Below are 23,328 nucleotides of genomic sequence, written 5' to 3' on the forward strand. Positions count from 1 at the left end.
CAGGGGCAGCCGCCCTTGCTCATGGCTCCGCGTGGGCACTCAGCAGTCCCCACGCGGCACTTTCACGCGCTCCTGTGGCGTCCGCCCGCCGTACTGCGAGCACCCCAGTCCAATGTCCGCATGACTTCGGACACGCGAGCGTAGACACCGGGTCGGCCCACCCGCCCACAGCCGCTGCCCCAGGACACCAGCCCGATCAGCTTCCCCTGGGCGACCAGCGGTCCTCCGCTGTCCCCCTGGCAGGCATCGCGGCCGCCCCAGTCCTCCCCGGCGCACAGCATGCTGTCGGCACGGTAGGTCCCGTCCGCGCCGCCCGGATAGGCCTCCCCGCAGCTCGCGTCGGACAGCACGTGCACGGTTGCCGCCCGCAGACTGCGCGCGTAGTCACCGCCTCCTGTGACGTCACCCCAGCCGTACACCGTGGCACCGGTCCCCGGCTCGTACGCGGCGTCACCGGTGGCCGCCATGGTGAGGACCGCGCTCTGCGGCAGCGGCTCGGCAAGCGTGAGGACGGCGAAGTCCCCCGCGTTGCTCTGCGGGTCGTAGCCCGGATTCACCCATGCCTCACGTAGGGCGATCTCCTCCCCCTGGTCCGAGAGCAGATCCGTACGGCCCGCGATGACACGGAAGTCCCTCACCTGCTCCGGGGGTGCCCCCAGGACGTCCTCGCCCATGCAGTGGGCCGCGGTGAGCACCGTGGTCCGGCCGACGGCGACACCGCCGCAGAACTGCCCGGCGCGCGTACCCCCGAACCGGTCACGGCTGGACAGGGCAACCGTCCAGGGTGCCTTGGACACATCGACCGGGAAACCCCCGACGACGATGTTGTCGGCGGCCACCGGGGCGGCCGACACCAGCGGTATGGCCGCCGCCACGGCCGCCAGAACCAGCGGCCGGGCCAGCGCCCGGGCAATGGGATGACGCATGCATGCTCCTCACTCCGGGATGATGATCGGAAGCCCAGAGTCATGCAGGGCGCCTGCGCGCGCAGCACGAAGGCCCGGCCCCCGAAGAGGGACCGGGCCTTCGATGTCGTACGACGTCGACCTAGTCGAGGTAGTCGCGCAGCACCTGCGAACGCGACGGGTGGCGCAGCTTCGACATGGTCTTCGACTCGATCTGACGGATGCGCTCGCGCGTGACGCCGTAGACCTTGCCGATCTCGTCGAGGGTCTTCGGCTGACCATCGGTGAGACCGAAACGCATCGAGACGACGCCCGCCTCGCGCTCGGACAGGGTGTCGAGGACGGAGTGCAGCTGTTCCTGCAGGAGCGTGAAGCTGACCGCGTCGGCCGGGACGACGGCCTCGGAGTCCTCGATGAGGTCACCGAACTCGCTGTCGCCGTCCTCGCCCAGCGGGGTGTGCAGGGAGATCGGCTCGCGGCCGTACTTCTGGACCTCGATGACCTTCTCGGGGGTCATGTCGAGTTCCTTGGCCAGCTCCTCCGGGGTGGGCTCGCGGCCCAGGTCCTGAAGCATCTGGCGCTGCACGCGCGCGAGCTTGTTGATGACCTCGACCATGTGCACCGGGATACGGATGGTGCGGGCCTGGTCGGCCATGGCGCGGGTGATCGCCTGACGGATCCACCAGGTGGCGTACGTGGAGAACTTGTAGCCCTTGGTGTAGTCGAACTTCTCGACCGCGCGGATCAGACCGAGGTTGCCCTCCTGGATGAGGTCCAGGAAGAGCATGCCGCGGCCGGTGTAGCGCTTGGCCAGGGAGACCACCAGACGGAGGTTGGCCTCCAGAAGGTGGTTCTTGGCGCGGCGGCCGTCCTCGGCGATGATCTCCAGCTCGCGCTTGAGCTTGGGGGCGAGTTTGTCGGCGTTGGCCAGCTTGTCCTCGGCGAACAGGCCGGCCTCGATGCGCTTGGCGAGCTCGACCTCCTGCTCGGCGTTGAGCAGCGGGACCTTGCCGATCTGCTTGAGGTAGTCCTTGACGGGGTCGGCGGTGGCGCCGGCCACGGCGACCTGCTGGGCAGGCGCGTCGTCCTCGTCGTCGTCGGAGAGGACGAAGCCCTTGTTCTCGGCCCCCTCCTCTTCCTCCTCGCCGGGCTTGATCTCTTCGAGGACCTCGTCCTCGACGGCCTCGGCGTCGTCCTTCTTGGCGGTCGTCTTCTTCGCCGCCGCCGTCTTCTTGGTGGCGACGGTCTTCTTCGCGGCCGCCTTCTTGGTGGCGACCGCCTTCTTCGCGGCGGGCTTCGCGGGCGCCTCGCCCTCGACTGCGGGCTCGGCGGCGGGAGCCTCCGGGGTGGCGGTGGCGGTGGCCTTCTTCGTGGTCACCGTCTTCGCCGCGACCGTCTTGGTGGCGGTGCGCTTGGCCGGACTCTTCGCTGCGACGCTCTTTCGGGTGCGCTTGGGCTCCGCGGCACTGACCATCAGCGTCACACCCTCTTCCTCGAGGATCTGGTTGAGGCTGCGCAGTACGTTCTTCCACTGAGTGGCCGGAATCTGGTCAGCTTCGAAGGCCCGACGCACGTCATCGCCGGCGATCTGCCCCTCAGCCTTTCCCCGCTCAATGAGAGCCATGACAGAGACGGACTCGGCGATCTCCGGCGGGAGCGTACGGGATGTGCTGGCCGACACGAACAACCTCTCGGAACGTTGGAAAACGGCTTCCGGCCCCGTCCAGGACGGACAGGAGCCGACCACCGGCCTGGGAGTGGCCGACGGCGCGGGCGGGGGGCCGGGAAGATGCACAGCGCCTGAAACGGCGTCCGTATTCCCTCCGCGGCTGTCACCTCTTAGGTCATCGTGCTGCTCCCGCGAGCGTTACGCCCAATCTGCGTGGCCCGAGTCACACCCCGTAAGCGACCAAAAACGGTCAGACAAGGACAGACGAGGTCAGTCACCCATCCCGACCAGCAGCGGTCCGGGGCACCGTCACCACGCCGCGCCGTCGGACCCCGCAGGGTCACCGGTGATCCTGCGGGGTCCGACGGAGGCGGTGCGGCGGCCGAACGATGTCGCAGGAGGGGAAGGACGTCCTCGGCCGTGCCGCCCGCGGCGCGCGGTCAGTGCTCGCGCGGCGCGGGCACCACGCGCTCCACCCCGGGATGGACGGTCAGCAGTTGACGCATGGCCGCTTCGGCAGCCGTGCCGTCGCCGGCGGCGAGGGCGTCGGCGATCCGGCCGTGGTGCGCCAAGGACGCCTCGTTCGGCCGGTCGCAGCCGGCGACCGGGCCGCCGGAGACCTGAAGGGCGGCGGAGACGATCCCGGAAAGATGCTCCAGCATGCGGTTGCCCGCGAGCTGGATGAGCAAGGAGTGGAACTCGGCGTCGGCACGGGAGAAGGTGAGCGCGTCACCCTGACTCATGGCGTGGCCCATGATCTCCACCATGTCGCCGAGACGCTGCTGGACATCCTCCCGGCCGTGCCCGGCGGCCAGGCGCGCGGCGAGCGGCTCGATCGTCCAGCGCAGCTCGCTCAGCTCACGGCGCTGATCGTCGCGCTGCGGCCCGAAAGCGCGCCACTCGATGATGTCCGGGTCAAGGAGGTTCCAGTCGCTGACCGGACGCACGCGCGTGCCGACGTTCGGGCGGGCGCTGACCAGGCCCTTGGCCTCCAGGACGCGGAGCGACTCACGGACGACGGTACGGGAGACCTCGAAACGCTGGCCGATCTCCTCGGGCACCAGCGGCCGGTCGGCTCCCAGGTCACCGGAGACGATCATCTGGCCCAGCTGCTGGACGAGTTGGCCGTGCAGTCCGCGCCCGCGACTGCCCGCGGCCCGTCGGCCCACGCGGCCCAGCTCCGGGTCCGAGCCGTCCCAGACGGAGGCGCCGACGCGGCCTGCGGCCGGGGCCTCGGCGTAGGGGTAGCGATCGAGTTCGCCCGGGCCGGCCAGACCGGAGTCGGCGGAGCGGGCGGCGGTCATCATGGTGTGCGCAAGGGTACTCACGGATCCTTTGTCGGCGCCGCCTCCAACTCCCTTGAGGTCTTTGGTGAAAAGCACACGAAAGGGTGATCGCTCACCCCGTCGCAATTGACGCCTTATCGGAAAGAAATGCGCTTTCCTCGGGAAGTTGTGCGCAGGTCGAGACCGGAAGCGCCCGGACGGTCGTCATCGGACCCTGCTACGCAGGCTCGTGAGCAGATATGCGCACAGCAGGGCGGTCAGCGACAACGTCAGCGCTCCGCCCACGGGTTGGGCGATCACACGCACCGCCCCGGCCAGATAGCGCTCTCCGCCGAAGGGCCATTGCAGCAGGAAGACCTCGCGCAGCCGCGCGGGAAGACCTGCCGCCGACCGCATGGACGCTCCCTCCAGGGCCTTTTGTACGAGGGGTACGACGACAACGGGCACGGCGACCACCGCGGCGAGCCCGGCCGTGGTGGACCGGAAGATGCCGGCGGCCAGCACACCGGCCCAGGCACACCCGGCGACGAGACCGAACCAACTCGCGCTCAGCGCAATCCAGTCGGCGGGAACTTCCGTGAGTTCCCGTCCGTAGACGAGATAGAGCACTTCGGCGTCGCAGCCCACCGCGAGAAAAGCCAGCGCCAGCGCGGTGACGGCGGCGACGGCGAGTTTCGCGGTGAGCAGCCCCAGTCGGCGGGGGACGGTGCCGCGGTCCGCGGCCAGGGCGGGGTGGCGGAACTCGTCGCCGAACGCGAGCGCGCCGAGCAGTCCGGCCCCGAGCGCGGCCGGGGGCAGTGGCAGATCTCTCGGCCAGGCGGCCAGCAGCCGCGCCTGCGGGGTGTGACCGACCCGTGCCAGGAGTACGGCGGTGAGGGCGGACGTGACGAGTACGACGGCGCCGGTGAGGAACCCGGTGCCGATCCCCGCCGCGCGGCGCAGTTCGTAGCGCAGGGGGCGCAGCGGGCTGGGGGCGGACCTGACGGAGATGGGGGGCGGGAGGGGGGACAGCGGGGCGGGAGCCCTGGAAACCGGGGCGGGGCTCGAAGCGGCGGCAGCGCTTCGAGCGGCGTCCAGAGAAGTGCCAGGTCTTCCCGCGGCCGGGCCGCTGTGGGCTTCCGGACTGCCGTGCCCCGCCTGGTCGCCGTGCGCGACTTGGCCGCCCCTCATTCCCCTCAGGGCCGCTCCGACAGCCCCGGCGCCGAAAAACTCGCCGGACTCCGCCCCGGCGGGGGGCACGGCCGAGGAACCGCCCGCCGCTTCCGGAGCCTCGCCGGGAAACGGACCCGCACCGGGCCCCATGTCCCCGATCTCATCGGCGAGTTGATGGACCAGGACGCCGTGGCGGAAGGCCGTCTCGCCGATGTCGGCGCAGGTACTGCCGTACACGGACAGGCGGTTGCCGCCCTCCCGGACGACTTCGACGGAGCGGTGGGCCGTGCGGGCCTCCGCGGCGAGCAGGGCGGCCAGACGGGCGGCATGGGGGGTACGGACGGCGACACGGGGCCGGAGCCTGGTGCGGGCGAACTCCGCGGCCACCTGGTCGGCGACGACTCTGCCCTGTTCGAGGGTGATGACGTGATCTGCGGCGCGCGCGGCCTCTTTCGGCTCGGACGTGGTGAACAGGACCGTGCCGCCCTGGGCGGCGTGTGCTCGGAGCATGCCGTGCAGCCAGTGGCTCTCACGAGCGGAGAGCCCTTCGGCGGGAGCGTCCAGCACGAGCGTGTGCGGGTCCGGCAACAGGGCGCAGGCGAGGCCCAGGCGGCGGTCCATGCCGCGAGACAGGATGCCGAGCCGCTCGTCGCGCAGGCTGACCAGCCCCACCGCTTCGAGCACTTCGTCGGCCCGCCGGACCGGGACCCCGGCCGCGGCACACAGCATGCGCAGATGGCCGCGGACCGTGCGCGCGGGATGGCCGGGCACATCGCCCATGAGTACGCCGACCTCGCGCGAGGGATGCGCAATGCGATGCAGCGGGCGGCCCCTGAAGTGGGTGAGGCCACGGCCCTGTTGGAGTTCGAGCATCAGTCTGAGCGCCGTTGTCTTGCCCGCGCCGGTCGCTCCGAGAAGCGCGGTGACATGGCCCGCGCCGGCTTCGAAGGACACGTCGTCGACCGCGGGCGGGAGGTCCTTGCGGGAATCGCTGGTCAGTCCGAAGGCCTGGATCACCCGTAGCAAGATAGCGCGTTATGTCCGGTTTTCGGGGTCGTCACACTTCGGGGCGCAGCATCGGCGGGTTGAGAAGAGTGGCGCCGCCCGCCCGGAAGAGCTGGGCAGGGCGGCCGCCCTGGCGTGTGGTCGTGCCGCCGGTGGGGACCAGGAAGCCCGGTGTGCCGGTCACCTTGCGATGGAAGTTGCGCGGGTCCAGTGCCACTCCCCACACCGCCTCGTAGACACGGCGCAGCTCGCCGACGGTGAACTCGGGCGGGCAGAACGCGGTGGCCAGCGACGAGTACTCGATCTTCGAGCGGGCGCGCTCCACTCCGTCCGACAGGATCTGGGCGTGGTCGAAGGCGAGCGGTGCGACCGGCTCGCCGTCTCGGCCGTAACCGCCCTGCTGCAGCAGCTCCTCGACGGGCGCCCAGCGCGCGTTGCTGGCGTCACCGCCGGCACGGGGGGCGGGCAGGTCGGGGGCGAGGGCGAGGTGGGCAACGCTCACCACCCGCATGCGGGGATCACGCTTGGGGTCGCCGTAGGTCGCGAGCTGCTCCAGGTGCGCTCCGTTGTCCTGCGCGGGTACAGCCGGGTCATGGGCGTGCAGCCCCGTCTCCTCGGCCAGCTCGCGAGCCGCGGCCTGCGCCAGATCCTCGTCGGCCCGTACGAAACCGCCGGGAAGTGCCCAGCGTCCCTGGAACGGCGGCTCGCCCCTGCGCACCGCGAGCGCGCACAGGGCGTGGCGGCGCACGGTCAGGACGACCAGGTCCACGGTGACGGCGAAGGGCGGGAAGGCTGACGGGTCGTAGGGCATGCGGCGATCATAGTCGTCTGCCTGACGATAAACACTCCCTTCGCCGGTCGCACGGGTGACTGATCCGCTGCTGTCCCGGCCAGGCCCCACCTCTCCTCCCGGTCTCCGCCGGATGCGGTGTCGTTCGAGGTCACGCCCGCAGTTGCAGCCCTTCGGCGGCCTCCTCGACCATGGCGAGGCCGAGTCTGCTGACCCGTACCGAGAAGGGGGCTCCCGCGAGCCTCAGTCCGGTCAGGCCGATCTCTCCAAGAGGCGCACTGCTCACGGGGCGCAGTGTGACCGTTCCCGCCGGGACATCGGGGCGGATTCCCACGAGGACGCTCAACAACAGCACTCCGGAGGCCGCCGCAGTGGCCGCCGGACGGCAGGCCGCCGGGTGCGGGAGCGGGGCGCTCCCGTCGGTGCGCTGCTCACCCGCAAACATCTCGGGGAGCCGGTGGCCGAAGGAGGTCCCAGCCGCGGCCAGCAGCCCCCGCAGGAGCGAGCCGGCCTCCCTCTCGTACCCCGCTGCGGCCAGGCCCGCGACGGCGACCGCTGTCTCGTGGACGCGAACAGCACCGCTGCGATGCCCGAACGGGTTGTATCCCGCCTCTTTCGCGCCCAGTCCGCGCAGCCCCCAGCCGGAATCCATGGCCGGGCTGCCGAGCAGCCGGGCGAGCTGCTCGGTCTGCACCCTGTCGAGCAGGCCCGGCGCCTGTTCTCCGCCGCCCAGCAGACCGGTGTCCAGGAGATGAGCGGTCGTGGCTCCGAGGTGCGGTACGAGGCGCCCGCCCGGGCCCCGCGCGGCCGCGGGTCGGCCACCGCCGCGGTCCTCGATCCAGAAGTCCTCACGGAAGGCCGTGCGCAGTTCGCGGGCCCACTGCCGCAGCCCCTGGCCTCCCGGCCTGTCGAACGCGTCGAGCAGATCGGCACCGAGGACGGCCGCGCGATGCGCATACGCCTGCGTCTCGCAACGGGCGGGACCGCCGGGCTGCGGGTCGCACAGATACGGCCTCTCCCCCACGGCCGCCCGCAACCAGCCCAGACACCGCTCGGCTGTCGGGAGGAGTTCTTCCGTCTCCTGCTGCGAGAGTCCCCATCGAAAGGCCTCGGCGAGGAGGACGGGGAAGAGCAGGGTCGCTTCTGTACCCGTGCAACCGGGTGGAAGGTGCGCACCGGCGTCCCGGCGCGGCCCGGGGATCATGCCGGACCCCGTTGTCTGCCCGCGGAGTTGGGTGCGCGCGAGGGTACGGAGTGTCCCGGCGGCGAGCCGGGTACCGAGCGGCAGTGCCATCCGGGCCGCCATGAGCGCGTCCGCCGGGGCCAGCCCGCAGCGCCACGGGGCTCCGGCCGCGAGGTGGGTGTCAGTGGGGTGTGCCGGGTCGCGCAGCAGCAAGGACTGGAGATCTTCGATGCTCGTGTGCAGGAGTGGCTGGACCGCCGGGTGGTCTCCCGTCGCACGGGCGGACGCCAGAGGGCTGGTGGCGGCGTGCCCCACGGCCCGGAGGGGGCCCGCGCCGTCCAGGCGTACGCGCAGCTCCAGGCCGGCCGTACCACCAGGAGGCAGGTCGAACTCCCAGCGCAGCAGGCCGGCCGATGCGAGCGCGTCGGCGGGTGGCGGGTCGGCCGTCACCGACGCCCCGCCGACCGCGCAGGACCAGCGCAGGCCTGAGTCGTGGACGCTCGCGGGCAGTTCGGGTCCCGCTCGGCCCGACGCGATCGCGCCCAGGTCCGCCAGGTCCGTACCGAGTGCCACCTCCACGGGCAGTCGCAGGGGGCGGGTGGCGGCGCTGTGCAGCCTGATGTGTTCCGTCCCGTCCGCGTGACGTGTGCGCTCGACGACCACATCGGGGTCCGGGCCTCCGCCCTGGGAGACACGTGCGGTGGCCACGAAGCGCGCACGGTCCGCCGCGGTTGCCCGTGCCTGGACGGCGAGTGGCTCACGGCCGGCGACACGGATCTGACACCGGGAGAGCACCCGCCTGCCCGCGCGGTAGAAGCCTTCCAGCCCCTGGCCGGTCAATTGCCCCCGGTCCGTGGAGATGGCGAGGCCCGGCAGCGCCACGCAGATGATGACCGAATGCGCCGGAGGAAGTTCAGCGGGGCCTCGGGGGCCCGAGGAGGAATTCTGTGACGGCGGCCCGGACGGGACGGGTGAAGGCGGGCGAGCAGGACGGCTCGCTGTCGCAGGCGGGGGTGGACCCTGCCTGGTCGGTGTCGACGGGCGTCGTACGGGCCCCGCCGACCGAGGCTCCTGATCGAACCAAGGCGACGAACCGGTGTCCTCCCGGTCGTGGTCCGGAGCCGGGTTCCAGCGGTGTTCCGCCGTCGGCGAGGTGCGCCGGTTGCCGCTCGGGAACCTCGGCTCGGGCATGCCGCTGTCCGTGGCCCGCGGCGGTGGACCGGCGCTTGGTTGCCATGCCGCCGCCGGCGTGCCGAGGGCGGGGCGGCCTTCGTCGGTGGAGGGCGGAGTCGGCTGATGCAAGGGGCGCTTCCTCTCCGCTCTGCGCGGCTCGGGCGTGCTCGGCGCCCGGTGCGGGGCTCCTGAAGGACATGGGCGACGTGGCGGTACGGTCCGGTCGGGCGCTCCGCCACTCAGGTGAACGGGAGGGGCCTGTCGCGGGTCACGCCCATGGCCGCGGAAGCCGACCGAATGGCGGCAGGCCGGAACCACCACCCGGCGGCACAGGTGCGACCACTCGCGCACTACACGCCTCCAGCGGTCGTTCATCCCTCGTCCTCAGTGGCAGTACCCCCGGGCCGTGTGCCCTCGGGTCGGCGCGCGTCGTCCTTGCCCGTGGTGCGGCGGAGGGTCCCAGGACGCGTACCGCGGGCCGTCCGGGAGCCTGGGCGGGATTCGGCGCACTGCCGTCCCTCCGCCTCCGTGGGGCGGGGAAGGGCGTCGGCGCGAGCGCCGGACCGCACCCGCTTGCCTCGGCGGGAGGCCGTGGAGGGCGGTGTCGGCGGCGTCCCGTCGGTACCGGACGGGCACGGCGGCAACACGCCTTCAGCGCGGGACGGGCCTGCTGGGAGCGTGTCGTCGGGCCGGCCGGGCCGTGACTCGCCGTCCGAGCCCCTCTCGGAACCAGATGTGGACGCCGCCCGGGTCCCCTCAGGACCAGGCGTGTTCGGCGGCAGCAGGTCCTCGGACACCCCGGTGTCGGTGGGCTGGGCGGCCTCGGAGCGCGCGCGTCCGTCGCGCCCCTCGCGTTCCGCGCGCAGGCATCGGCGGATGGACTCCGGGTCGAGCCCCTCGTTGCAGGCCTGGTGCAGGAGCCGGGCGAAGAGATAGCTGGGATCCGCGCCCAGGGCCATGGCCAGCGCCTCCCTGGCCTCGATCTCGTCGCCACCGGACCAGGCGACCCACCCGGCGAGGGTGAGCGGCGCCGCCGCGTGCTCGCCGTAGGGTCCGACGCACCGGCGAGCCAGTGCGCGCCACAGACGCAGAGCTGGTCCGGCCTCCTCCGCCTCCATCCACTCGGCGGCGCGGTCCCGGGTCGTGCGGTCCTGCAGACCGAGGATGAGCTCCGCCGCCTCCTCGTGACCCAGCAGTTCGTCGTCGCGCAGATCGGCCTGGAGCGAGCCCGGCACCGGCGGTGCCTCGGCAAGACGTGTCATGGCGCGCCGGGCCAGGCGCAGCGTCTCCTTGGCCACGTCCGCCCGGCTCACCTCGTCGAGCATCCTGGGCACCAGGGCCATACCCGCGGTGTCGAGGGCGACCTCCTGTTCCAGCGCGGCCGCGGTCTCCAAGGGCTGCAGCCTGGCCCGCAGCTCGCTCAGTGAGCCGCGCACCTGCAGTCCGGCGTACGTGGCCGCGGCGGCCAGCACGGACGTACCGGGCAGGCCCATCGGGAGTCCCTCCGCGGGGCAGCATTCCTGGCTCGGGCAGCAGTAGGACCAGTAGCGGCCGTCGGAGATGCACAACGCCTCGATCACGGGGACGTCGAGCCGGCCGCACTCGGTGCGCAGCAGCCCGGCGAGAGGGGCGAGCCGCTCCGTGATCTGCCGGCCCGTCTCTCCTGCCCCCGGTTCCTGGCAGAGGTAGGCGACCATCTGCTCGGGGCGGGCGCCCCTGCGCTCGCTGCCGGTGATCAGTCCGTGGGCCAGCTGCCTCGCCACGGCCGCCCAGTCGTCCTTGTTCGCGGGAATGCCCAGCCGGGCCCGCCCTCCGAACCGGCCACGGCCGTCCCGGTCGTGCAGGGCGACCAGAACGATGCTGTCCTCGGGCCGGTACCCGAGCAGGTAGGGCAGGGCGTCGGCCAGTTCGCCCGGAGTCCGCAGGGTTACTTGGTGTTCGGCGCCGTGTGCGTCGAATCCGACCCGGTCACCGATTCCCGAGCCGCCACCGTTGTCCCGGCCGTCGCCGCTCCGTCCGCCGCTGTGCGCCCCGTGGCGGTTCCGCCCGCCGCCGTTCTGTCCGTCGCCGTGTCGTCCGCGGCCGTTCCGTCCGTCGCCGTGTCGTCCGTCGTTGTTGCCGTTTGCGGCGGGTCCGGTCGTTTCGCTGTGGTTCGTCATGCGCCGACGATCTCGCGAATCCCGATGTTCCGTTTGAGCCTGTGGATAAGTCCGATCAGGGCCACGACAAGCCCGGTCCCGTCGTCCACAACCCGACCACCATCACGCTCCGTTGTCGGAGGCGCCCTGCTGTATGGAGGCACGCCACACACGAGCAGGACGGACTCGCGCGAGGCTGCCGCCGGGATCCTGGTCCGGCTCGGCCCATTCAGCGAGAAGGCCGGTTGCGAACGCGCTCTACCCGGCCAGGGCGAGTACGAGCGGGAGCACCTGGTCGGCTCCGGCCTGGCGCAGGAGGCGTGCGCCTACCGCCAGGGTCCACCCGGAATCGGTGTAGTCGTCGACGAGCAGGACCGGGCCGGGGGTGTCAGCGAGGGCGGCGGCGAGTTCCTCGGGCACGGTGAACGAGTCGGCCAGGGCGCGCAGCCGCTGGGCGGAATTGCTGCGGTGCGCCGCATGGTCGCCGGCCTGCGGGGTGTAGGCCAGGCTGCCCAGCAGCGGCAGCCTGCCGACCCGAGCCACGCCCTCAGCCAGGGAGCCAACGAGATGGGACCGGGTGCGGGAGGGCAGGGCGACGACGCCCACGGGCCGCGCCACCGCGTCGGGAGCGCCGCCGGCCCAGCCGCCCGGTGAGCGCGCCCAGTCGGCCAGTACCGTCACGACGGCGGCCAGCACATCGTCCGGGACCGGTCCGTCCGTGGCCTGCGCCGACAGGAGGGGGCGCAGTCGGTTGCCCCAGCCGATGTCCGAGAGCCTGCCCAACGCACGCCCCGTCACCGCCTGCTGGCCCGTGGGAATACGACCCTTGAGGTCCATGCCGACCGCGGCGAGCCCGGTCGGCCACATTTTGCGAGGCTCGACCTCAACTCCCGGACGGTCCAGCTCGCCCGTCGCCGCCGCAAGAGCTCCGGGCGGGACAGCCGCCTCCAGCCACGGCCCGGCGCAGTTGTCACAGCGCCCGCACGGAACCGCCTTCTCGTCGTCCAGCTGCCGCTGCAGGAACTCCATCCGGCAGCCCGTGGTCGCCACATAGTCCCGCATGGCCTGCTGCTCCGCCGCCCGCTGCTTCGCGACCCAGGCGTACCGCTCGGCGTCGTACGCCCACGGCTGCCCGGTGGCGGTCCAACCCCCCTTCACCCGCTTGACCGCTCCGTCCACGTCCAGGACCTTCAGCATCGTCTCCAGGCGCGAGCGCCGAAGATCCACCAACGGCTCCAGCGCCGGCAGTGACAGCGGACGGCCCGCCTCCTCCAGTACCGCCAGCGTGCGACGCACCTGGTCTTCGGGCGGGAAGCCCACCGACGCGAAGTACGCCCAGATCGCCTCGTCCTCCCGCCCCGGCAGCAGCAGCACATCCGCATGGTCCACACCACGCCCCGCGCGCCCCACCTGCTGGTAATAGGCGATCGGCGACGAGGGCGACCCCAGGTGCACCACGAACCCGAGGTCCGGCTTGTCAAAGCCCATCCCCAGCGCCGAGGTCGCCACCAACGCCTTCACGCGGTTGGCGAGCAGATCCTCCTCCGCCTGCAACCGGTCGGCATTCTCCGTCTTCCCCGTGTACGAGGCCACCGGATAGCCGCGCTGCCGCAGGAACGCCGCGACCTCCTCCGCCGCAGCGACGGTCAGCGTGTAGATGATCCCCGAACCCGGCAGATCCCCCAGCCGCTCCCCCAGCCACGCCAGCCGGTGTGCCGCATCCGGCAACTGCAGCACGCCCAACCGCAGGCTCTCCCGGTCCAGCGGCCCCCGCAGGACCAGAGCGTCCCCGCCCCCCGTGCCCAGCTGCTCGGCCACGTCCGCGGTCACCCGCGCGTTCGCGGTCGCCGTCGTGGCCAGCACCGGCACACCAGCCGGCAGCTCCGCCAGCATCGTCCGCAGCCGGCGGTAGTCGGGGCGGAAGTCGTGGCCCCAGTCGGAGATGCAGTGCGCCTCATCGACCACCAGGAGACCGGTCGTGGCCGCAAGCTTGGGCAGCACCTGATCGCGGAAATCCACGGAATTGAGGCGCTCCGGACTGACGAGGAGAACGTCGGTCTCGCCCCGCTCGACCTCCCCGTAGATGGTGTCCCACTCCTCCGGGTTGGCCGAGTTGATGGTGCGCGCCCGGATCCCGGCCCGCGCCGCCGACTCGACCTGGTTGCGCATCAGCGCCAGCAACGGCGAGATGATCACCGTGGGCCCGGAGCCGCGTCGGCGCAGCAGTGCGGTGGCAACGAAGTACACCGCCGACTTGCCCCAACCGGTCCGCTGCACCACCAGAGCGCGCCGGCGCTCCTCCACCAGGGCCGCCACCGCCTGCCACTGGTCCTCCCGCAGCCGCGCCGACCCACCAGGGTCACCGACCAGCTCAGCGAGGACGGTGTCGGCTTCAGTGCGGAGCTCCAGATGGTCCATGACCCCATGCAACCCGATGGCACTGACAATCGGCGAATCCACGCACAGTGCCGAAGAGATCACGAAGAGTGCACCTATCACGTGCGGTCCACCTGGAATGTCGAGTCCTCCCAGTTCCGCAACCCGCTGGATTTCCTGCGCCGGCCGCTGGAAGAAGTATTCCGCCCGGCGAACAGGCCCTGCCGGGCCGCGCTCTCGGGCGGCGGTCGGACATCGGCGGGGGCAACCGGCTCCGGACGCCCGCCCGGGCCGGCACCGTTCCCTCACTCAGCCGACTCCAGTCGGTCCACTCGTTCCACTCACAGGGGAGCCGCATCTCCGCCGTGGGACAGGCTGCCCTTGCGATCAGGCGCCCAGGGAGTGTTGCCTCTGGCGTTGGCCGTACGTGGCTGAGCAGGCACCGAAGGCGACAGCGACCCACGCGCGCGTACGGATGCGGGCCTCGAACGACCGGCCTCGGAGGACTCAGGCGTCGCCCGGCAAAACACTGGGTAGGGATATAAGCCACCAACCGCCTGATTCGGGTCGGCGGACCCAATTGCTCGTTGCCGCAACCAAGTTCGACAGGAAGAATTGAGGTCCGCTCCCCGCACGGCTCGGCCGTAGACCGGTAGGGCTCCGCTGCGGTGCGCGCTCCCCCTAATCCGACCCCGCCCGCCGTATGGGCGCGTAGCCGAAGGGAGGACCGTGACCTTCGGACTCGCTCCGTCCTCTGCGGCGTCCACGTCGTCAACCGACTTGTCCGCCGCATCCGCCAACCCTCTGGCCCGTCTGCTCGAACCCGCCGAGTGGGCCGAGGCCGGCATCCCGCTGCTGCGCAACCCGCGCGAGGTCGTCAGCGGACTGCATTCGCGGCATCGGCCCAAACCGGCGACCGCGATCGTCGCGGTCCTCGACCCGGACGAACGGCTGCGGGCGAGCGCCTCGTTCACGCGCCGCCCGGCGCCGGCCGACGGCTGGATGTTCCGGAACACCCTGCTCGACCAGCTGCGCCGGGTGATCCCGCACGACCTGCGGCGCCGCACCCCCGTGCGCACGGCCGTGCTGCTCTACTGCCGTGAGGGCGACGCGCGTTGGACGGAGGAGGACGGCGCCTGGATGTGGGGGCTGCGTGACGCCTGCACCCTGCACGGGCTGCGCTGCGGGGCGTACATCACGCTGACGCGCGACGGGTGGCAGGTGCTCGGCGAGGGCCGCGGCGGACGCCGACCGAACGCGGACTCCGCGCCGGAGCCCTTCGCCACGTCCGAGTCACCGCCTCTGCTGCCGCGCACCGGCGGCTCCGCCTCGGAGGTCCTGCGGCGCGTGGCGGCCCGCTGAAGCAGGCACCGTCCGGTCACCGTTCTTCGGCCGTACGTCCATGACGTACGGCCCACGACGTCCTGCCGTACCGGGCACGCATGTCCCCGGCACCGACACGGCATGGGGGCGCGAGCGGGATGCATGCCAGGACGCGGGTATTCGGACGCGGGCACGCCGAAGGAAGCGCCGTGCAGGTGCCGCGCAGGCGGCACCTTTCGTCACCCCCCGGCGCCCTTTCGGACGTACCGGAACCGGCTCAGACGCCGACGCCCAGTACCGAGTTGATCTGCTGCGGGTCGCCGCAGACGATCAGCAGGGCACCGGCCCGGGCGTGAGCCAGGGGCAGGGCCTCGGCGACAGCGGCGGCGGAACCGCCGTTGACGGCGACCACGACCACCGGACGCGACACGGCACGCGAGGCCGCGGCGGCGTCCGCGTAGAACACGTCGTCACCGGCGTCATGCTGGGCCCAGTAGGCGGCTTCACCGAAGGACAACTCATGGGTGGCCCACGGGTGATGGTCGCCGGTGGTGATCACCAGCACTTCACCGGGGGCACGGCCCGAATCCAGCAGGAGGTCCACGGCTTCCTCCGCAGCGTCGAGCGCACCGGCGGCCGAGGCCGGGATGAGCTGGATCTGCGGGGCCGCCGAAGCCGAAGCTGAAGCCGGGATCGGAGTCGGAGCGGAAGTGACAGGGGCAGCGGGGCCCGGCACTGCGGGCTTGGCCACGGCCACGTCGTGCGGAGTCCGCTGCACCGGCGGCGCGGGCCTCAGCGGGCCGGGACGACCGGGGCGCGGCGGAGCCACGGGACGTGGACCGGGTACGGGACGGGGGGTCGGCGCGGTGCGGCCGCTGGCCGGAGTGGCGCGGGGACCCTGGGCACTCTCGTGAATCTGAGGCTCCTCGGGAATGAGAGGCATGGGCTGATGTTTATCAAACGGTGGTGCGGCTCGCGCCAGCGGGTGGCACATCAGTGCGAGCGGAGTCGTCAGAAATCGAAGCCGAGCTGGCCCTCGATCTCCGGAACGCTTCCGTCCGCCCAGCTGCGGGCCTTCTTGAGGTGCCGCCACTGAGGCAGCGCATCAAGATACGCCCACGACAACCGGTGGTACGGGGTGGGGCCCCGAACCTCCAGCGCGGCCTTGTGCACGGGCGACGGATACCCGGCGTTGGCCGCGAATCCGAAGTCTGCATGGTCGATACCCAGTTCGGCCATCATTTTGTCGCGCTGGACCTTGGCGATCACCGAGGCAGCCGCGACGGCCACACAGGAGCGGTCGCCCTTGATCACGGTTCGCACCTTCCAGGGCGTTCCGAGATAGTCGTGCTTACCGTCGAGGATCACCGCGTCCGGCCGGACCGGGAGTGCCTCCAGAGCGCGCACGGCGGCGATCCGCAGGGCTGCCGTCATCCCCAGGTCGTCGATCTCCTCGTGACTCGCGTGTCCCAGGGCGTACGACGTCACCCACGTCCGCAGTTCCTCTGCGAGCTCGGTACGGCGTTTGACGCTGAGCAGCTTGGAGTCGGTGAGGCCTTGGGGCGGTCGGCGCAGTCCGGTGACGGCCGCGCAGACGGTGACGGGGCCGGCCCAGGCACCTCGCCCCACCTCGTCGACACCGGCAATGATCTTCGCTCCGGTCGTGGCGCGGAGGGAGCGCTCGACGGTGTGAGTAGGTGGTTCGTACGGCATGGCGCCCTTAGCGTACGCCGACCGGATCACCCTGCGACACCCCGGCTTCCCGGTCGGCGCCAGAACACCCGCGATCACCGGTCACGAACCGGCCGACCGCAGCAGCGGCAGAACGAACTGGTCGATCATCTCTTCGACATCCCCGTCACTCCATTCGCTTCCGCGCATCTTGGAGCGGTACATCATCATGGCCGGAATGGCATCGAAGACATAGTCGTTGGCCGCGTCGGGACGTACCTCACCCCGCTGTATCCCACGGGTGATGATCTCCCGAAGCAGTTTGACGCTCGGCTCCACGACCCCGTTGAAGATCACGGCATGAAAGCGTTCCGCTTGAGCCTGGTCGCATTCGTGAATGACCGCACGCAGCGCGAAGCCAGGGCGGGAGAACATCGCCTCGCGTGCCTGGCGGCACAGTTCGAGCAGGTCCTCACGCACGTCGCCGAGGTCGGGAGCCTCCTCGAAACGCGGCAGCCCGGCCCGGAGGGCGTCCGCGACGAGGTCCTCCTTGGAGGGCCAGCGCCGGTAGACCGCGGCCTTGCCGGTCTGGGCGCCTGCGGCGACGCCTTCCATCGTGAGGCCGTTCCAGCCGACCGTGCTGAGCTGCTCCAGCGCGGCGTCGAGAATCGCACGCTCCAGCACGGCGCCGCGCCGACGGAGGGTGGCCGTCCGAGCGGGGGCGGCCGTCCAGCGCGAGGTAACCATCTGAATGTCTCCAGCGAGCAGGGAAGCGGGGATTTCGGGGAGGGGAGGGACGGCGCGCGACAACAAAGGGGGATACGCCACACGCCGACAAACTTAAGTGAACGCTTGCGTTCACTACTGGGAGCTCACTACCGTAGGCGCAACAGTGAACGCGACCGTTCACTAAAGCGCCTGTGGGGGACCCATGGTGACAACCTCTCATTTGATCAAGGATCAGAAACCGGGTGGGGCACGCCGGGAAGGGCGGCCCGGCATCGCGCTCGCCGTCATCGCGGCCTGCCAACTCATGGTGGTACTCGACGCGACGATTGTGAACATCGCGCTGCCGCACATTCAAGACGCTCTCAAGTTCAGCACGACCGACCTCACATGGGTGGTCAGCGCCTACACGCTCACCTTCGGTGGCCTGCTGCTTCTGGGCGGCCGCGCGGGTGACATCCTCGGGCGCCGCCGGGTCTTCATGACCGGCATCCTGTTGTTCACCTTCGCCTCGCTGCTCGGCGGGCTCGCCCAGGAGCCGTGGCAACTGCTGGCTGCCCGCGTCCTGCAGGGCGTGGGTGGCGCGATCGCGTCGCCGACCTCGCTGGCGCTGATCACCACCACGTTCCCCGAAGGGCCCGAGCGGAACCGGGCCTTCGGCGTCTTCGCCGCCGTCTCCGCGGGCGGCGGCGCCATAGGCCTGCTGGCCGGAGGCATGCTCACCGAGTGGCTCGACTGGCGATGGGTGCTCTTCGTCAACGTGCCGATCGGCGTACTGATCGCGGTCCTCACCCCGCTGTACATCAGCGAGTCCGAACGGCACAGCGGCCGCTTCGACATCGCGGGCGCCGTGACCTCCACGGGAGGCATGGCCCTGCTGGTCTACGGCTTCATCCGCGCCGCCGACGAGGGCTGGCGGGACAAGCTGACCATCGGGTCCTTCGGCACCGCCGTAGTGCTCCTGCTCGCCTTCGCGTTCATCGAGTCGCGCGCCAAGGAGCCGATCACACCCCTGCGGATGTTCGCCGACCGCAACCGCTCCGGCACATACGTGATCATGCTGAGTCTCGCTGCCGCGATGTTCGGCATGTTCTTCTACATCGTGCTCTTCGTCCAGAACGTGCTGGACTACACCCCGATCGAGGCCGGCCTCGCCTTCCTGCCCGTGACCGTCGTGATCGCACTGGGCGCCGGCCTGTCGCAACGGTTCCTGCCGGTGCTCGGCCCCAAGCCGTTCATGCTCACGGGTTCGGCGTTCGCCGTGACCGGGCTCGCCTGGCAGGCCCTCATCAGCTCCGACAGCTCCTACGTCGGTGGAGTGCTCGGCCCCATGCTGATCTTCGGTTTCGGGATGGGCCTGAACTTCGTGACACTGACGATCACCGCGGTCTCCGGCGTCGCCCAGCATGAGGCCGGCGCGGCCTCCGGGCTGCTCAACACCACGCAGCAGGTGGGCGGTTCGCTCGGTCTGTCCATCCTGACGACGGTGTTCGGGTCGGCCAGCAAGGACGAGGCGCAGAAGCAATTGCCGCACTTCATGGCCGACGGTACGGCGGAGCAGAAGGCGGAGTTCGCCAAGACGCACCAGCTGCCCGCCCCGTGGGGCCACGAAGTACTCGCCCAGGGCATCTCGTCGGGCTTCGTGGCCGCTGCCTCGATGGCCGTACTCGCCCTGGTCAGCGCCTGGTTGGTGATCAAGGTCCGCAAGAGCGACCTGGAGGCGCTCGCCGGTACGACGGGTCCGGGTCTCGGCTGACGAAGCCGGCGACACAGCCGGGCTCACGACGAGCCGGGAATGGCCGGGCCGGATCCGGGGGATCAACGGCGAGGACGACGGTCCGGTCATCCGCACCAGAGGAACCACCCACAGCAGGGCGAGCAACGGCAACCACCCCATGGCCACGCCACCACCCCTCTCCGCGCCGCCTGCGTGCAGGCTCATCCCTCGCACGACAACTGCCACGACAACGAGCGCATGGTTACGCAGAGTTCCCGGCATGCACGGAGAGTTTTGACGAGCGGAAGATCCGGCACCGGACGCCTACTCCGGCACTCGCAACCACTCCGGAAACGCCTCGGTCCGTTCCACCCACTCGGCGGGCGGCGTCCCGGCCTTCCCTCCGGCGATCACACCGCCCACGATGGCGCAGGTCGTGTCCACGTCGCCGCCGACCTGAGCGGTCGTCCAGAAGGCCTCTTCGTAGTCGCCCAGCGACCGGGCGGCGGACCAGAGCGCGAACGGCACGGTGTCGTGGGCCGTCGTACGGCGTCCACAGCCCAGCACAGCCGCGACGGTGGAGGCATCGCCGTAGTCGAGCATGTCGCGGGCGCGCCGCAGCCCGGCGCCGACGGCACTCTTCGGGACGAGCGCGATGACACCGTCGAGAAGTGCTCCCGGGCTGGGCGGACCGCCGGGGGCGGCGGCCAGCGCGGCGGCCGCGGCGACGGCCATGGCGCCGACGACGGCCTCACGGTGCTGGTGCGTGGGATAGGCGGAGATCTCCGCCTGGTGGGTCGCCTGCTCCGGGTCGTCCGCGTAGAAGGCTCCGAGGGGCGGGATGCGCATCGCCGCGCCGTTGCCCCACGAACCCTGCCCGTTGAAGAGGGCGGCGGCGAGCTCACGCCAGTCACCGCCCTCGCGGACCAGCCGCAGCAGACGGTTGACGGCGGGACCGTACCCCCGGTCGAAGTCGTGGTGGTGGGCGAAGGAGTGGGCCAGGGCATCCTGGTCGACGCGGTGGTGGGCGGCGAGGACGGCCACCACGGAGCAGGCCATCTCGGTGTCGTCCGTCCACTGCCAGTGGCCGGGCGGCAGCTCGCGGTTCTTCAGCAGGGGGTAGTTCACCGGTACGAAGAACTGCGAGCCCAGCGCGTCTCCCACGGCCAGGCCACGCAGGCTGGCCAGGGCGCGGTTCAGGCGCCCGTCGGTTGAGGAGTCAGCGGTCATCGGTCTGCCACTCTAATCGGTGATCCCGTACGGTTCCGGCTCACGCCAGCGCTGGAAGGGCCGGTCAAGGGCGTATTTGCCGTCGTCCCCGAGAACGAGCATCCGCATCTCGGCGTTCCCCGGGTTCGACAGCGACTCGAACTCGGCGACCGTCCAGTGGAACCAGCGCATGCAGAACAGCCGCATGGCCAGGCCGTGCGTCACGATCAGGACGTTCGGCGGATGGTCGGGCGCCTCGAAGCTGCGGAACAGGCTCTCCAGGAAGCCGCCGACCCGGTCGTACACATCGGCTCCGGACTCGCCCTGGGCGAACCGGTAGAAGAAGTGCCCGTAGGCGTCGCGGTACGCCTTCTGGAGACGTACGTCGTCGCGGTCCTGCCAGTTCCCCCAGTCCTGCTCCCGCAGCCGGGGCTCCTCGCGCACGCGTATGAGCTCGGGGTCCAGGTGGAAGGCGCGAAGGGTCTCGTGGGTACGGCGGTACGGAGAGACGTAGACGCTGACGCGCTCGCGGCCCAGCACCTCTCGCACCCGCTTACCGGTCTCCTCCGCCTGCCGCCAGCCCCGTTCCGTCAGGGCCAGGGCGTGGTCGGGCTCGCGTTCGTACACGGTGTCATCAACATTGCCCGTTGACTCCCCGTGCCGGACAAGGACGATTCTCCGTGGTCGTGCCATGCCAAGACCCTAGATCGGGTGAGGGCGTATCGAGGACTCGTACAGGCTCCATACAGCGTAGGTCACACATTTCCCGCACCATCGGTCACGCAGAGGCGCACGTCCGGTGCGTCCGGACATCAAACCGTCCAGGCCGGTTCGAGGTCCAGGATGTCGCCTGTGAGGGCGGCGACGTCGGCCTCGGTCTGGGCTCTCAGCGCGAGCCGTTCCACACGTTCGGTGCGGTACTTGCCGTGCTCGGCGGCCGACCGCCACATCGAGAGCACCAGGAACTCGTTTCCCGGAGCCTCGCCGAACAGGCCGCGGATCATGCCGGGAGAGCCGGCCATCGCCGGATTCCAGACCTTCTCCTGCATCAGCGTGAAGTGCTCCGCGCGCTCCTCGTGGACACGGCAGTGGGCGAACCGCACCAGGTCGGCATCGGTGAAGCGGGGCTCGAAGCCCGTCTTCACGTCGAAGCGGTGGTCGAACAGCTTGACCTGGATGTCCTTGAACGTGCCGGACTGGGCCGCCGCGAGCCGGTCGTGGGAACGCGCCATGAAGGAGTCGTAGAACGAACGGCTCTCCCAGAAGGAGAAGATGTGCGCCACACCCTGCCGCCCCCGGCTCCAGCCTCCGCCCTGTCCCCGAAACCCCGGCTCTCCCAGAAGCCCCGCCCACTTTCGCTGCCCCCGCTCGAAGCCGCGGCGGTCCACCACGGTGCAGCGAATCCACTTGACCAGCACCGCGCCATGGTAAGGCCACGGAGCGTGGCGCCGGTCACTCTCGGCGGCAGCGGTGACCCACGAGTGACACACGCGCGTGGCAGGATGGACAACCGGTCTTGCCCGACCGGCAGTTCGGGCCGTGGACACAGGGGGAAGGGGAAATCCGGTGAGCGGCATCAACAAGGGGATCCGCAAGGTCGAAGTCGCGCTCAAGTGGGATCCGAGTCCGGCGGGGCAGCCGCCCACCGACCTGGACATCGTCGCCGCGACGTACGTGGCGGGCGATCCGTACGGCGATCCCGCCTATGTGGTGCACTTCGACAGCCGTTCCCCCGACGGCACCATCTATCTCAACCGGGACAGCAAGGACGGCAAGGGCTTCGGCTGGGACGAGGTCATGACCCTCGAACTCGACCGTCTGGACGCCCGGTACACGCGCGTGGTCGTCGGCGCCGTCATCCAGCAGCGCTCCGCGCCCCGGACCTTCGTCGGTGTGCTCAACCCGGGGCTGCGGATACGTGAGGGCTACACGGTCCTGGCCGAGGACGATTTCGGCGGTGTCCTCGGCGCTACGGCCGCGAAGGTCGCGGAGTTCGTCCGTCAGGAATCCGGCACCTGGGACTTCCATCCCGGGATCGACGGCTTCGAGGACGACCCCGCGACCTTCACCCGGAGCATGGGCCGGGCGTGACGGATCAGCCGGCGGTCCAGCCCGGGACCGTCGGCAGCACCGTCTCGGCGACGCGCCACAACGCGAGGTCATCGGGGACCACGTCGTCCTGGCGCCAGATGGAGACCTCGTAGAAGCCGCCGCCGTCCTTGGTGTCCTTGGCGACCAGCAGGCTGCGGGCAATGCCGCCGGGACCGGTGTCGACCTTGCCGCCACCGAGGTTGAACTTGAGGGCGATGGTCCGGTCCGAGTAGAGGACCGCCGGGTGCCCGCCTATCGTCCTGCTCTCCACCCGGCTCCCCAGGAAGCGGGCCATCTCGGCCACCGGGACGTCGTCTTCGGACGTGGAGAGCTTCACGGAGTAGGTGGACAGCTGGATCTCTGCCTCGGGTGTGACGGTCTTGGTTCCGTCGGCCCAGTTGCTCTTGCTCTCGTTGCCGCTGGCGTTCATCGCGTACTCGGTCGGCGTGCCGAGCAGGGTGGGCAGGTCGGCACGGTTCAGCACCGTGCACAACTGCCTCCCGGACACCGGCTTCGACGGCCGGGCGTCGTCCGAGGTGTGGCACTCGGCCGGTTCGGGGTCACCCTCCTTCTGCTGAAAGGTCCCTGACAACAAAAGAGCCGCGAGGCCCCCGACCACCACCAGGGCCAGGAGAGCCTGGCCCCACGCGTTCGGGCCCTTCTCGGGTCTCTCGACACTCTTCGTGGCGTCGACGATCTGCTGCTCGCTCATGTCCCCGTGTCCCCACCCTGCTGTTCGCGCCGGTCGTGCGCGGGGGGAGCGTAGCGTGTGATCGTCTCATGGAGAAACGGAAAAGACCGAGGGCGGTGGGGGGGGGGGGGCGGGCCCCCCCCCCCCCCCCCCCGGCCCGCCCCCGGCGCCCCCCCCCGCCCCCCCCCCCGCCCCCCCCCGAGATTAAATGACAACGCCCCCC

Annotated in this window: 18 protein-coding genes; 3 read left to right on the plus strand and 15 right to left on the minus strand. The window is 70.9% G+C overall.

The genetic code is table 11. The annotated features are described in order from the left end of the window. Positions 1–62 precede the first annotated feature (62 nt). The 8 genes from ACFYZ8_RS24110 to ACFYZ8_RS24145 all read right to left on the minus strand — a co-directional run bounded on the left by ACFYZ8_RS24110 (position 63) and on the right by ACFYZ8_RS24145 (position 13,719). Positions 63–926, minus strand: a complete 864-nt coding sequence (locus ACFYZ8_RS24110; protein WP_388537339.1) for a S1 family peptidase — start codon at positions 924–926, stop codon at positions 63–65. 121 nt (positions 927–1,047) lie between these two features. After that, a complete protein-coding gene (locus ACFYZ8_RS24115) occupies positions 1,048–2,586 on the minus strand; it encodes an RNA polymerase sigma factor (RefSeq protein WP_359037278.1) in 1,539 nt (512 codons plus the stop codon). Between the two features lie 428 nt (positions 2,587–3,014). Then, complete coding sequence (locus tag ACFYZ8_RS24120) at positions 3,015–3,902, minus strand: FadR/GntR family transcriptional regulator (protein WP_359038620.1); 888 nt, start codon at positions 3,900–3,902, stop codon at positions 3,015–3,017. Between the two features lie 162 nt (positions 3,903–4,064). After that, positions 4,065–6,029, minus strand: coding sequence for an ATP-binding cassette domain-containing protein (locus tag ACFYZ8_RS24125; protein ID WP_388537342.1), 1,965 nt, complete (start codon positions 6,027–6,029; stop codon positions 4,065–4,067). A gap of 40 nt (positions 6,030–6,069) precedes the next feature. Then, positions 6,070–6,828: an NUDIX hydrolase gene (locus ACFYZ8_RS24130; RefSeq protein WP_359038624.1), complete on the minus strand. Its 759-nt coding sequence runs from the start codon at positions 6,826–6,828 to the stop codon at positions 6,070–6,072. Between the two features lie 130 nt (positions 6,829–6,958). Then, positions 6,959–8,872, minus strand: a complete 1,914-nt coding sequence (locus ACFYZ8_RS24135; protein WP_388537343.1) for a glycogen debranching N-terminal domain-containing protein — start codon at positions 8,870–8,872, stop codon at positions 6,959–6,961. 662 nt (positions 8,873–9,534) lie between these two features. Beyond that, positions 9,535–11,322, minus strand: a complete 1,788-nt coding sequence (locus ACFYZ8_RS24140) for a DUF4192 family protein (protein ID WP_388537344.1) — start codon at positions 11,320–11,322, stop codon at positions 9,535–9,537. Between the two features lie 237 nt (positions 11,323–11,559). Then, complete coding sequence (locus tag ACFYZ8_RS24145; protein WP_388537346.1) at positions 11,560–13,719, minus strand: RecQ family ATP-dependent DNA helicase; 2,160 nt, start codon at positions 13,717–13,719, stop codon at positions 11,560–11,562. 687 nt (positions 13,720–14,406) lie between these two features. Here ACFYZ8_RS24145 and ACFYZ8_RS24150 point away from each other — a divergent pair. Beyond that, the gene (locus tag ACFYZ8_RS24150) at positions 14,407–15,039 is read left to right on the plus strand and encodes a hypothetical protein (RefSeq protein WP_359038632.1); all 633 of its coding nucleotides are present in this window, start codon (positions 14,407–14,409) and stop codon (positions 15,037–15,039) included. A 238-nt stretch (positions 15,040–15,277) separates the two neighbouring features. Here ACFYZ8_RS24150 and ACFYZ8_RS24155 read toward each other — a convergent pair whose 3' ends face one another. The 3 genes from ACFYZ8_RS24155 to ACFYZ8_RS24165 all read right to left on the minus strand — a co-directional run bounded on the left by ACFYZ8_RS24155 (position 15,278) and on the right by ACFYZ8_RS24165 (position 17,418). Next, positions 15,278–15,943 (minus strand): hypothetical protein, encoded by a 666-nt coding sequence (locus ACFYZ8_RS24155; RefSeq protein ID WP_388537348.1) that lies wholly within the window; start codon positions 15,941–15,943, stop codon positions 15,278–15,280. A 68-nt stretch (positions 15,944–16,011) separates the two neighbouring features. Continuing rightward, on the minus strand, positions 16,012–16,713 hold the full coding sequence (locus tag ACFYZ8_RS24160) for a ribonuclease HII (RefSeq protein WP_359038636.1): 702 nt from the start codon (positions 16,711–16,713) through the stop codon (positions 16,012–16,014). Between the two features lie 81 nt (positions 16,714–16,794). After that, complete coding sequence (locus tag ACFYZ8_RS24165; protein ID WP_388537350.1) at positions 16,795–17,418, minus strand: TetR/AcrR family transcriptional regulator; 624 nt, start codon at positions 17,416–17,418, stop codon at positions 16,795–16,797. A gap of 187 nt (positions 17,419–17,605) precedes the next feature. Between ACFYZ8_RS24165 and ACFYZ8_RS24170 the strand changes: the two genes are divergently transcribed. Next, positions 17,606–19,153 (plus strand): MFS transporter, encoded by a 1,548-nt coding sequence (locus tag ACFYZ8_RS24170; protein ID WP_388537376.1) that lies wholly within the window; start codon positions 17,606–17,608, stop codon positions 19,151–19,153. Between the two features lie 285 nt (positions 19,154–19,438). On the opposite strand, the gene ACFYZ8_RS24175 is transcribed toward ACFYZ8_RS24170, so the two are convergent. The 3 genes from ACFYZ8_RS24175 to ACFYZ8_RS24185 all read right to left on the minus strand — a co-directional run bounded on the left by ACFYZ8_RS24175 (position 19,439) and on the right by ACFYZ8_RS24185 (position 21,741). Next, a complete protein-coding gene (locus ACFYZ8_RS24175; RefSeq protein ID WP_388537351.1) occupies positions 19,439–20,344 on the minus strand; it encodes an ADP-ribosylglycohydrolase family protein in 906 nt (301 codons plus the stop codon). Between the two features lie 12 nt (positions 20,345–20,356). Then, a complete protein-coding gene (locus ACFYZ8_RS24180; RefSeq protein ID WP_359038642.1) occupies positions 20,357–21,016 on the minus strand; it encodes a histidine phosphatase family protein in 660 nt (219 codons plus the stop codon). A 119-nt stretch (positions 21,017–21,135) separates the two neighbouring features. Continuing rightward, positions 21,136–21,741, minus strand: coding sequence for a YdbC family protein (locus ACFYZ8_RS24185; protein WP_359038644.1), 606 nt, complete (start codon positions 21,739–21,741; stop codon positions 21,136–21,138). Positions 21,742–21,889: 148 nt separating this feature from the next. On the opposite strand from ACFYZ8_RS24185, the gene ACFYZ8_RS24190 reads away from it, so the two are divergent. Then, the gene (locus ACFYZ8_RS24190) at positions 21,890–22,414 is read left to right on the plus strand and encodes a TerD family protein (RefSeq protein ID WP_388537353.1); all 525 of its coding nucleotides are present in this window, start codon (positions 21,890–21,892) and stop codon (positions 22,412–22,414) included. Between the two features lie 4 nt (positions 22,415–22,418). On the opposite strand, the gene ACFYZ8_RS24195 is transcribed toward ACFYZ8_RS24190, so the two are convergent. After that, complete coding sequence (locus ACFYZ8_RS24195) at positions 22,419–23,126, minus strand: DUF6215 domain-containing protein (RefSeq protein WP_359038648.1); 708 nt, start codon at positions 23,124–23,126, stop codon at positions 22,419–22,421. Positions 23,127–23,328: the final 202 nt, after the last annotated feature.

The sequence above is a fragment of the Streptomyces sp. NPDC001668 genome (assembly GCF_042893155.1).
In the GTDB taxonomy this organism is placed as follows: domain Bacteria; phylum Actinomycetota; class Actinomycetes; order Streptomycetales; family Streptomycetaceae; genus Streptomyces.